Annotated in this window: 11 protein-coding genes; 3 read left to right on the top strand and 8 right to left on the bottom strand. The window is 63.2% G+C overall.

What is annotated here, in order from left to right; all coding sequences use genetic code 11:
- Nucleotides 1-20: 20 nt before the first annotated feature.
- Genes R0232_RS16005 through R0232_RS16015 form a run of 3 tightly spaced genes read left to right on the top strand, consistent with a single transcriptional unit; the run spans nt 21 to nt 3,309 of the window.
- The gene (locus R0232_RS16005; RefSeq protein WP_431512722.1) at nt 21-1,658 is read left to right on the top strand and encodes a class I adenylate-forming enzyme family protein; all 1,638 of its coding nucleotides are present in this window, start codon (nt 21-23) and stop codon (nt 1,656-1,658) included.
- 23 nt (nt 1,659-1,681) lie between these two features.
- Nucleotides 1,682-2,893, top strand: a complete 1,212-nt coding sequence (locus R0232_RS16010; protein ID WP_431512723.1) for a thiolase C-terminal domain-containing protein — start codon at nt 1,682-1,684, stop codon at nt 2,891-2,893.
- On the top strand, nt 2,890-3,309 hold the full coding sequence (locus R0232_RS16015; protein ID WP_431512724.1) for a Zn-ribbon domain-containing OB-fold protein: 420 nt from the start codon (nt 2,890-2,892) through the stop codon (nt 3,307-3,309). Before R0232_RS16010 ends, R0232_RS16015 begins: the two co-directional genes overlap by 4 nt.
- 123 nt (nt 3,310-3,432) lie before the next feature.
- On the opposite strand, the gene R0232_RS16020 is transcribed toward R0232_RS16015, so the two are convergent.
- The 8 genes from R0232_RS16020 to R0232_RS16055 are packed head-to-tail and all read right to left on the bottom strand — an operon-like array spanning nt 3,433 to nt 10,716.
- Entirely contained in the window at nt 3,433-3,876 is a 444-nt protein-coding gene (locus R0232_RS16020; protein WP_431512725.1) for a PaaI family thioesterase, read from the bottom strand.
- Entirely contained in the window at nt 3,873-4,751 is an 879-nt protein-coding gene (locus R0232_RS16025) for an SDR family oxidoreductase (RefSeq protein ID WP_431512726.1), read from the bottom strand. The genes R0232_RS16020 and R0232_RS16025 overlap by 4 nt, the downstream gene beginning before the upstream one ends.
- The gene (locus R0232_RS16030) at nt 4,748-5,611 is read right to left on the bottom strand and encodes an SDR family oxidoreductase (protein WP_431512727.1); all 864 of its coding nucleotides are present in this window, start codon (nt 5,609-5,611) and stop codon (nt 4,748-4,750) included. The genes R0232_RS16025 and R0232_RS16030 overlap by 4 nt, the downstream gene beginning before the upstream one ends.
- 11 nt (nt 5,612-5,622) lie before the next feature.
- Nucleotides 5,623-7,221: an acyl-CoA carboxylase subunit beta gene (locus tag R0232_RS16035; protein WP_431512728.1), complete on the bottom strand. Its 1,599-nt coding sequence runs from the start codon at nt 7,219-7,221 to the stop codon at nt 5,623-5,625.
- A gap of 24 nt (nt 7,222-7,245) precedes the next feature.
- Nucleotides 7,246-7,743, bottom strand: a complete 498-nt coding sequence (locus tag R0232_RS16040; protein ID WP_431512729.1) for a biotin/lipoyl-containing protein — start codon at nt 7,741-7,743, stop codon at nt 7,246-7,248.
- 2 nt (nt 7,744-7,745) lie between these two features.
- Nucleotides 7,746-9,224: an acetyl-CoA carboxylase biotin carboxylase subunit gene (locus R0232_RS16045; protein ID WP_431512730.1), complete on the bottom strand. Its 1,479-nt coding sequence runs from the start codon at nt 9,222-9,224 to the stop codon at nt 7,746-7,748.
- A gap of 29 nt (nt 9,225-9,253) precedes the next feature.
- Complete coding sequence (locus R0232_RS16050; protein ID WP_431512731.1) at nt 9,254-10,459, bottom strand: ABC transporter substrate-binding protein; 1,206 nt, start codon at nt 10,457-10,459, stop codon at nt 9,254-9,256.
- A 41-nt stretch (nt 10,460-10,500) separates the two neighbouring features.
- Nucleotides 10,501-10,716 carry a hypothetical protein gene (locus R0232_RS16055; protein ID WP_431512732.1) on the bottom strand — a complete coding sequence of 72 codons (216 nt, stop codon included), beginning with the start codon at nt 10,714-10,716 and terminating at the stop codon, nt 10,501-10,503.
- Between the last annotated feature and the right edge of the window lie 20 nt (nt 10,717-10,736).

Here is a 10,736-nt window from a genome sequence, read left to right on the forward strand (position 1 = left end):
TTTTTTTGGAGACCCGCAACATGATTCTGCATAGCCCAGTCACGATTGAACGCTACACGTCTGACGGATTGTGGGGCGACCGAACGCTGCTCGATGTCGTCGCAGCACACGTGGCCAATGTCCCTGAACGGGTGGCCATCGTCGACACCCCCGACCGCGAGGCGCTGATCGGCTCGCCCGCCACCTCGGTGAGCTGGCGCGAGTTCGGCCACGCCGTCGATGCAATTGCCACCGGGTTGGTCCGCCGGGGGGTTAAAAAAGACGATGTTGTGGTCGCTCAGCTGCCCAACGTCTGGGAGTTGATTGCGCTGTACTTTGCTGTTTCCCGTGCCGGCGGCGTGCTGTCGCCCGTGGCGATGCAGTGGCGCGAAACCGAGTTGCACAACGTTTTTGATGCCAGTCTGGCACGTCTGTACATCGGCGTGAAGGATTTCAAGGGCTTCAATCACATCGCCATGGCTGACAAGCTGGGTTGCGATACATTGGCGCTCGAAGACATCACTGCCATGTCCGCGCAGGCGCCGGACAAGGCGTTGCTGGACGCGATCAGTATCGGCCCCAACGATATCTTCAGCCTGTGCTGGTCCTCGGGCACCGAATCGTATGCCAAGGGCTGCCCGATGTCGCATAACAACTGGCTCTACCAGATGCGGCTGGTGCCCAACACGGCGGGCATCCATGAGGGCGACCGTGTGCTGGCGCCGGCGCCGATGGTCAACATGACTGGCGCTGTGGCCTGGCTGAGCTGGCTGGCGGCGCGCGGTACGCTGTTGTTGCACCATCCGCTCAATGTGGAGCTGTTTCTCAAGCAGATACTCACGGAGCGCGTTCAGTTCACGATTCTGGTGCCGGCGATTCTGAACATGATTCTCAAGCTGCCCAACGTTGACCAGCTTGACCTCTCGTCGATTCGCTCGATCGCCACCGGCTCTGCACCGCCGTCGCGCTGGAGCATGGAAGAGTTCAAACGACGCTGGAACATCGAAATCTGCAATCTGTGGGGGCAGACCGAGGGAACTGGCCTGGTCGGAGGACCGGTTGACGTGCCGGACTTCGCCATGCGCTCGGACCATTTCCCCTGGTGGGGCAAGCCAGGGCTCGAATGGCCTTCCAATATGGAAGGCGTGCAGGCCAAGCTGCTCGACGAGCAAGACCGGGAGTGCACGCAGCCGGGCCAGGTTGGCGAATTGGTCTACCGCGGGCCGAACGTATTTGCCGGCTACTACCGACGGCCCGACCTTGCGCAGAACTCGTTCACGCCGGACGGCTTCTTTCGAACCGGCGATTTCTTCATCGTGCGTGACGAGCGCCACATTGGCTTTTTTGACCGCAAGAAAGACATCATTATCCGCGGCGGCTTCAATATCAGCGCTGCCGAGGTGGAGAACCTGGTGCTGACCCACCCTGGCGTGCAAGAGGTTGCGGCGGTGGCTGTGCCCGACGATATCATGGGCGAGAAGACCTGCATCCTGGTCGTGCCCAAGGACAAGGCGCGGCCACCGACGCTGGAAGACATCGTCGCGCACCTGAAGCAGATCGGCGTGGCGGCCTACAAGCTGCCTGAGAGCATGAAGTTGATCGACGTGATCCCGCGCAATCCGGTGGGCAAAATCCTCAAGGCGCAATTGCGCCAGCATTTGCGCGCTCCCGCAGCCTGAGACCGCCCCCATTCTGAATCACCATGCCAACTTTCAGATCATCGTCTTCCTCGTCATCGAGACAGACGCTTCGCGGCCAGACCGCGATCATCGGCGCCGGTCTTTCGGCGGTCGGGCGCGTGCCGGGCAAGAGCGCACTCGCGCTGGCGGCTGATGCGGCCGACAAGGCGCTTGCCGACGCCGGCATCGGCAAGCACGAGGTGGACGGCGTGCTTTCAAGCGCTGCCTTCGCCTCGCCGTTCCATCGCTTCAGCGTCGCCTTCAGCGAGTACCTTGGCATCCAGCCCACATTCTCCAACACGCTACAGGTCTCGGGCGCCACGGCGGCGACGATGTTCAATATCGCCGCCGCCGCGATTGCCGGCGGCCTGTCTGAAACCGTGCTGGTGGTCGGTGGAGACAGCTTGCTGACTGGCCTGTCGCCCGACCTCGCCTTGCGCTCGATGACCGAAAGCCGGGACCAGCAATACGAGATGCCATTCGGCATTCCCGTGGCCAACACCTTCGCCATGACCGCGCACCGGCACATGAAGGAATTCGGTACCACCTCCGAGCAGTTGGCCAAGGTGGCGGTGATCCACCGTGAACACGCACGCCGCACGCCGGGGGCGCAGATGACCAGCCCCCTCACCGTTGACGACGTGCTCAACTCCGGCATGGTGACAACCCCCTATCACAAGCTGGACTGCTCTCTGATCTCGGACGGCGGCGCGGCTTTCATCGTCACCTCGGCCGAGCGTGCCAAGGCCTTGGGCATTGCCAAGCCGGTCTACATCCTGGGTGGCGGTGAATGCTACACGCACGAGCACATCTTCTTGATGCCCTCGCTCACGACCACCGGCGCGGTGCAGTCGAGTGCCAAAGCCTATGCCATGGCCGGCTGCGGACCCAAGGACATTGACGTGGCCGGGGTCTATGACTGTTTCACCGGCACGGTGATCATGATGCTGGAGGACCTTGGGTTCTGTGCCAAGGGCGAGGGCGGGTCTTTTGTCGATGACGGTCAGATGACCTACGGCGGTGCCATTCCATGCAACACACACGGCGGCCTGCTGTCGTTCGCGCACTCGGGCATGCCGGGCTCCCTGTTCCACTTTTACGAGGTCATCAACCAACTGCGCGGACGCTGCGGCGAACGCCAGGTGGCGGGTGCCGAACTCGGCTTGGTACACAGCCTGGGGGCAGGCTTCGCAACCAACGCAACGACTATTTTGGGAACGGAGGCGACGCTGTGATCAATCCCCAAGACGCCCACGTCAAGCCGCTGCCCATGCCGGACGCGGATTCGCAAACTTTTTGGAAGGGCATCAACCAGGGCGAACTGCTGTTGCAACACTGCCAGGCGTGCGGCCACGTGCAGTACTACCAGCAGGCCATCTGCCGCGCATGCAGCAGCGAGCGCCTGGAGCACCGTGCCGCAAGCGGCCGCGGCAAAGTGCATTCCTTTAGCGTCGTTCACCGGGCACCCGGGCCGGCTTTCAAGCAGGATACTCCTTATGCCGTGATCCTGGTCGAACTCGAAGAAGGACCGCGGATGATCAGCTCCTTTGCTGGCGCCGACCCTTCGCTTGTGGGTTTTGACATGGCAGTCGAGTTGGTCTGCGAGCCCGCCGGGGGCGGCATGGCACTGCCGCGATTCCGGGCAGCCTGATCGCAAGAATGCCGCAGGGTTATCGTTTGCGTGATGCTATGTCGCGCTGCCGGGTCCCGGTGAGGCGCTCTGGGTGAGGGCGTCACCGATCTGGCGCCCGGCGACCAGGTGATTCAGTGCCGATCAGATGCTTTTGACCAGCGACTTGGTATAGATGCGGTAGGTGCCGATGCCGCGCGAAACGATGTCGCCGTCGAGTGCATCGAGCGTTACTTTCACGGAGACGTAGGCCAGTGTCTTGCCGATGTGGTCTGGCGTTGCCGATGCAAATAGAATCCCCCCGTTGACTGCACGCATGAAATCCACGGTGAGCGTGACCGTCACGGACGACTGTATAAGCTGGCCGCTGCCAGGGATGGGCCGGTCAATCAGCGATCTGCCCCCGACCGCATCGAGCAAAGTCAAGGGCACGCCGCCGTGCAGCACGCCGTGGGGGTTGAGGTGGTCGCGCCGGATCGGCAGCCGGAAATACAGGCCGCGCTCGTTGTTCAGGATGTCGTATCCCACGAGCTGCTGAAACGGCCCGTGGAAGTAACTTGCCGGCGCAGAAGGGTCCTGCGCGCTCAAGTGGGTTCCACTTTGAAATAGTCCGGCTTGCCGGCAGGCCAGAACTCACCCCACAGCAGCATTCCGCCCTCGACATTGAGCACCTCGCCGGTGATGAACTTGCCGGATGGCCCCGCCAGGTACACCACCGCTTCGGCGATGTCCTGCACGTCGCCGGCGCGTTTCATCGGGTTGCAGGAATAAAAGGTGGCAACATTTTCTTCCCGGTAATTGTTGAAACCGTTGCTTTCGATGGCTCCGGCGCCGATGCAGTTGAGGCGGATGCCGTGTTCGGCCCACTCGATGGCCAGCGTGCGCGACAGCGCGATCACGCCGGCGCGCGAAGCGGTGGTGTGCGCCATGCCTGTGAGGCCGCGGTCGATGGCGGCGGTGATGTTGACGATGTTGCCGGGTCGATCCTGCTCCACCCAACGCTTGGCCGCACCCTGCATCATGTACCAGGTGCCGTTCAGGTTGGTGTCGATCACGGCGTTCCAGCCTTTGACGGTGAAGTCCATCGCATGGGCGGCGAACTGGCCGCCAGCGTTGTTGACCAGTACGTCGATGCCGCCGAAACGCTCCCAGACCGCAGCCAGCAAGGCGTCTACCTGTTCGGGGTCGCGGATCGTCATGGGGTAGATGAACACCTCGCGGCCCGACAGCGCCCTGAGTTTTTCGGCGCAGTCCTCAAGCTTGTCGACCTTGCGCCCGCAGAGGGCAATCGTGGCGCCAAGTCGCGCAAACAGGAAGGCGATGGCCTTGCCGATGCCGCTGCCGGCGCCCGACACCAGCACCACCTTGCCGGCGAAAAGGTCGTCGCGGTAAACCGTGGGCAACGCGGCCAGGGCTTCGTCGCCCGGGCCGAACCTGGGGTGTTGTGTGGCGGCCGAATTCATGCGTTTACCTTGAAGTAGTCGGGTTTGGCGATGGTCCAGGCCTCGCCCCAGAGCACACCGCCGCCATCCACCGTAAGCAGCTCGCCCGTGATGAACTTGCCGCTGGGCGCGCTGAGGTACACCACGGCTTCGGCGACGTCCTGCACGTCGCCGACATGCTTCATCGGGTTGGCTCCGGCGAAGGCTTTCACCGCCTCGGGTGAATACTGCCGGAAGCCCGTGCTGGCAATCGCGCCTGGTGCGATACAGTTGACCCGAATGCCGTATTGCGCCCACTCGACCGCGACCGTCTTGGACAGGAAGGTGACCGCGGCGCGCGCGGCGCAAGTGTGGGCCACGCCCGGCATGCCGCGCTCGAAGGTGGCGACGATGTTGACGATGTTGCCCTGGGTGCCGGAATCTCTCCAGCGGCGGGCCAGTGCCTGCATCATGTACCAGGTGCCGTTGAGGTTGGTGTCGATCACCGCTTTCCAGCCCTTGACGCTGTAGTCCAGCGCCCGTTGCGGAAACTGCCCGCCAGCATTGTTGACCAGTACGTCAACGCGGCCAAAGTGCAGCCAGACAACGTCGATCAACTGTTCGACCTGCTCGGGCTCGCGGATGTTGGTGACTTGCACCAGAACGTCGGGGCTGCCCAGCCGGCGCAACCACTCGGCACAGGATTCGAGTTTGGCCGGGTCGCGACCGCAGATCACGAGTCGGGCACCGAGCCGTGCGTAGAGGAAGGCAATGGCCTTGCCGATGCCGCTCCCAGCGCCGCTGACGATGGCCACCTGCCCCGCGAAGAGGCCTGGCTGGTAGACAGTGGGTCGGGCGGCGAGGGCCTCGTCGTCGAATCCGAAGGGGGTGGGTTCGGTCATGGGGTGCGCCCTTAGAAACGGAAGATGCCGTAGCGCGGATCGGCGATGGGCGCGTGCGAGGCCGCTGACAGGGCCATGCCCAGCGCATTGCGGGTATCGACTGGTGCCAGCAGTCCATCGTCCCACAGGCGCGAGGTGCCGAAATAGGCGTTGGACTCGCGCTCCGCCTTTTCGTAGACCCGTTGCCGCAGTACCTTCATTTCATCCGCGTCGGGTTCGTTCCCCTTGCGCCGCAACTGTGCGATTTTGACGTCGGCCAGGGTGTTTGCTGCCTGCTCTGGCCCCATCACGCCCATATGCACGTTGGGCCAGGCCCAGAGCATGCGCGGGTCCCAGGCACGGCCGCACATGCCGTAGTAACCGGCGCCGAAGGCGGCGCTGGTGATGACCGTGAACTTGGGTACCTCACTGCCAGCCTGGGCCATCAGCATTTTTGCGCCGTCCTTGGTGATGCCTTCCATTTCGTAGCTGCGGCCTATCATGTAGCCGGTGGTGTTTTGGAGAAACAGCAGTGGCGTGCGGTTCTGGTTGCACAGCGAGATGAAGTGCGCCGCTTTCTTGGAGCTGTCGCTGAACAGCACGCCGTTGTTGGCCAGGATGCCCACGCGGTAGCCCCAGATGTAGGCGTAGCCACAGATCAGCGTGGTGCCGTAGGCCGGCTGGTATTCGTGGAAACGGCTGCCATCAACGATGCGGGCAATGAGCTCGCGCTGATCGAACTGAACCTTATGGTCGGGCGAAACGATGCCATGGATTTCGTCCGGGTCGTAGTAGGGCGCCTCGGGGTCGCGCTCGGGCAGGAAGCTGCGCGACGGCGGCTTGAACTGGGCCACGATCTCGCGGCAGATTTCAAACGCATGCGCTTCGCTGTCGGCTGGATAGTCCACCGTGCCTGAAACTTGGGTGTGCAGGTCGCAGCCGCCGATCTCGTCAGCGGTGTGCTCCTCGCCGGTGGCAGCCTTGACCAGCGGCGGGCCGCCCAGGAACACCCCGCCGGTGCCACGCACGATGATACTGTAGTCGCACAGCGCCGGAATGTAGGCGCCGCCGGCCGTGCAGTGGCCGAAAACGATGGCAACCTGCGGTACGTTGGCTTTCGACAGCAGGCACTGGTTGCGGAAAACCTTGCCGCCCTCGATGTAAACGCCCGAGAGTTCTTCGAGAAAGGCGCCGCCGCTGTCGCACAGGTGGATCACCGGCAAATGGTTTTCCAGCGCGATGTCGAGCAGGCGGCTGAGCTTGCGCGGCGTCAGGGTGTACCAGACGCCGCCCTTGACGCTGGAGTCGTCGGCGTGGATCAGCACTTCGCGGCCACTGACCACACCCAGGCCGGTGACGACGTTGGCGCCCGGCACCTCGCCGTTGTAGTCATCGCAGGCAGCCAGGGCCGAGAATTCGAGGAAGGGCGTGCCGGGGTCGAGCAGCAGATCCAGGCGCTCGCGCACCAGCAGCTTGCCCTGATCGCGTACACGCTTGATCTCGTGCGCCGGGCGCTGGTGGCGGGTGATCTGCATGCGCTCACGGTACTTCGCGACAATGGCTGTCATTGCCTTGTAGTTGCCACGGTACGCCGGGGACGAAGTGTCGATGCGGGATTCGATGCGTTTCATGGTGTGAGTCAAACGTGTTGGGGCTCAGGCGTCGGCCAGCGTCAACAAAATTGCCTTGAGGCCGAAGGTGGCGCCAACGCCAAAATGCACGGCCTGTATGCGCGCCTCGCGGGGCGCGAACAGCGTGGTTTCGAGCTTCATGCTCTCGATCACCATCAGCGGCTGGCCGGCGTTCACCATGTCGCCCTCGCACACCTGGACGGCGATGACGGTCCCGGGCATCGGTGCGACCAGTGTGTCGGACGCGCCGGTGCGGGCTTGTCCGGCACCACCCGCGGCGTCCACCGTCTCGATCTCGATGGCGCCGCTGAGGTTGCTGTGCAAGAAAACCGACTTTTCACTGCAAGCGACCCAGACAGCGTGTTCCTGTCCGTCGATGTGGAAGCGCTGGCGGCCGTCGGGCAGGCCTTCGGCGCGCGCGTCAATGCGACGACCGTCTCGCACAATGGAAAATCCTCCATGGATGCTGCGGGTTACCACAACGTCATGGGTTTGTCCGTCTATCAGGTAGCGTCGGCGCATCGTCAATTCCTCCAGGCACCCATTGCGGCATGCATCGAGGGCACGCTGCGCACCGAGCGCAGCAACTCGCGATCAGACAGCACAGCCGCGACGATGGCCATGTCGGTGTCGGCCTCGCTCTGAGGTGCGGCGCGCAGCTCGTCGGCGCAGCGCATCAGCATGCCGGTGTCGGCTCGGCCTTCCACGAATTCGGGGTGCAGCAGAACACGGGTTAGGTAGCGTGCATTGGTGGTCAGGCCCAACAGCACGGTGTCCTGCAGCGCACGCACTGAACGCGCGATGGCCTCGTCGCGCGTGGCGCCGTGGCAGATGATTTTGGCGATCATCGGGTCAAAGGCGGCGGTCACGGCCTGGCCTTCGCGCACGCCTGAGTCGACGCGCACGCCAGGCCCCGCAGGTGCTTGCCATCGCAGGACTTTGCCGATGGCTGGGCGGAAGTCATGCGCCGCGTCCTCGGCATAGAGCCGGCACTCAATGGCATGGCCTTGCTGCGCGATATCGGACTGGGCGAAGGCCAGTGGCTCGCCGCGCGCCACCCGCACCTGCTCGCGCACCAGGTCGATGCCCGTGACCATCTCGGTCACCGGGTGCTCGACCTGCAGCCGTGTGTTCATCTCCAGAAAATAGAACTCGCCACCGGCGCCATAGATGAATTCAACGGTACCGGCGCCGCGGTAGCCGCATGCGCGGGCAATGCCCGCCGCAGCCTCGCAGATATCGAGCCGCTGCTTGCCGGTCAGCGCGGGCGAGGGGGTTTCCTCGATGATCTTCTGAAAGCGCCGCTGCACCGAACATTCGCGCTCCCACAGGTGGACAACCTGGCCGGATTCATCGCCCAGCACCTGCACCTCGATGTGGCGCGGGCGCTCGACGTAGCGTTCGACGAACAGGCGGCCGTCGCCAAAGTAGCGCTCGCCCTCGCGACGCGCGGTGGCAACCTCGGCCTCGAGCTGGGCCAGGTCGCGCACGATGCGCATGCCCTTGCCGCCACCACCTGCCGAAGGCTTGATCAGCAGCGGAGAGCCCACCTGGCGGGCGCGTTCAAGAAAAGTCGCCGGGTCCTTGTCCTCGATCGCGCCAGGCGCTACGGGAAATCCGCGTTCGGCCACAAAGTTGCGGGCACGCACCTTGTCACCCATCAGCTCAATGGTGTCGGCACGCGGCCCGATGAACACGATGCCTGCCTGCATCAGAGCACGGGCAAAATCCGCGTTCTCGGACAAGAAGCCGTAGCCGGGGTGTACCGCCTGCGCCCCCGTGCTGCGGCAAGCTTCGACGATTTGGGCGATGTCGAGGTAGGCTGCCACCGGCGTCGCACCGTGCAGCTCGACGGCCTGGTCGGCTTCGAGTACAGCCGGACTACCGGCATCCACCGCATGGTGAGCAACCACGGTGGAAAGCCCCATGGCCTTCAGGCTGCGGTGAATTCGCAGCGCGATTTCCCCTCGGTTGGCGATCAGAACTTTTTGGAATACCGGCATATGAGGACAGGTCAATGGCGACGCAGGTATCAGTCAAGCACCGGCAGGGGCTCGGACACACGCTCAAACCGGGCATTCTTGGCATCTGAGCGCAATACCAGAATACTGCTTGGTGAGTGCCGAACGCCGGCTGCGAAGCTGATCGGTGATGCCAAGCCATCTGTGCTGAAGTTTTTTGTCGCTTCGAGCTTGTCGACCACGCAGGCGCGCGTCAATGCCTTGCCACAGCGCTTGATGGCATCTTCCATCAACAGCGCGCCAACGTAGGCCGTGATGGAGTAGCGGTTGAGCGATTTCAGCTCGTCTGATGAAAGGTACTTCTGGGCCAGTCCCATGAATTTGGCCATTCCCGGGACAGACAGGTCTGTCAGAGGCGGCACGTAGTCGGCGACGAAGTAGCCGTCTCCAGCGGCGCCGGCGAGCGCCTGCACCGGGGTCAGGTGGGCCGAGTGCACCGCCAGAATGGTCAGCGGCATCTGGTTTTTGGCAGCTTCCTTCATCAGCGCTGAGTGCTCGGCCACCACGCCACCCGACAAGAGGAAGGTCGCTCCGGCCTGCTTCAGGCTGAGCATCTCGGCCGAGAAATCCTTGGTGCCGCGTTTGAAGGAGATATCGGACACGCTGTTGAGCCCGAGTTCCTTGACGGCCTTCTGGTAGCCACAACGCACGTCGCTGCCGAACTCGTCGTCTTGGTAGACGATCGCGAACTTCTCCTTCTGCAGCTTCTTGCTCGCCACCATGGACTTCATCGCGGTGCTGACTTCTTGGCAGTAGGTGGGCCCGACCACGAACACGGTCTTGTTGGGTGGTGTGAAATGCGCTGCCGCCACCGCCATGGCGTTGATCGTCGGGATCTGCTGCTCGTTGATGTAGGGGAGCATCGCCTGTAGCATTGCCGACCCCGAGGTGCCGATAAGCCCGAAGATGTTCTCGACCTCGACCAGTTTCTTGACACTTTGCAAGGCCCGCTGTGGCACGTAGCCGTCATCGTCCTGGCGGATATCCACCTTGCGGCCGTTGATGCCCCCGCGAGCGTTAACATCTTGTTCCCACGCCCGCAAGGCAAGCATGTGGGCCTTGCCCAGCAGGCTTGCCGGCCCGCTGACGGGTGTCACCGAGCCGAGAACGATCTTGGTGTCGGTCACGCCAGGTTCCGCGGCCACCGGTGTTGCGGCAAGGCCGACCGCCATGCCGATCAGGCTGGCGACCGCGAGTCTGTTGAGTTTTTGAATCATGAAAGGTACTCCTCTATCAATGGGTGAGACGTGGATGGAGCTCATTGCTCGACGAGAAAATCGGATGCACGTTCGAACTTGCCGATGGACACGTTAGCCTTCAGCAGGATGGGGCGCGGGCCTGACTGGCGGATACTGGGTCCAAACGTGAGCGGCACCATGATCCCGTCGCGGTTGAAGTTTTTCGTTCGCTGCAACTTCTTGACCACGCAGGCCCGCGACGGGTTGTTGCCACAGGCGACAAGGGTCGCTTCCACGAGTTGCTTGCCTCGCTGAG

It is taken from the genome of Variovorax sp. DAIF25, assembly GCF_050711835.1.
Lineage (GTDB): Bacteria > Pseudomonadota > Gammaproteobacteria > Burkholderiales > Burkholderiaceae_C > Variovorax.

Coding starts and splice junctions, on each gene's coding strand:
- R0232_RS16005 (WP_431512722.1), top strand. CDS start 21: ATGATTCTGCATAGCCCAGTCACGATTGAACGCTACACGTCTGACGGA.
- R0232_RS16010 (WP_431512723.1), top strand. CDS start 1,682: ATGCCAACTTTCAGATCATCGTCTTCCTCGTCATCGAGACAGACGCTT.
- R0232_RS16025 (WP_431512726.1), bottom strand. CDS start 4,751: ATGAATTCGGCCGCCACACAACACCCCAGGTTCGGCCCGGGCGACGAA.
- R0232_RS16030 (WP_431512727.1), bottom strand. CDS start 5,611: ATGACCGAACCCACCCCCTTCGGATTCGACGACGAGGCCCTCGCCGCC.
- R0232_RS16035 (WP_431512728.1), bottom strand. CDS start 7,221: ATGAAACGCATCGAATCCCGCATCGACACTTCGTCCCCGGCGTACCGT.
- R0232_RS16040 (WP_431512729.1), bottom strand. CDS start 7,743: ATGCGCCGACGCTACCTGATAGACGGACAAACCCATGACGTTGTGGTA.
- R0232_RS16045 (WP_431512730.1), bottom strand. CDS start 9,224: ATGCCGGTATTCCAAAAAGTTCTGATCGCCAACCGAGGGGAAATCGCG.
- R0232_RS16050 (WP_431512731.1), bottom strand. CDS start 10,459: ATGATTCAAAAACTCAACAGACTCGCGGTCGCCAGCCTGATCGGCATG.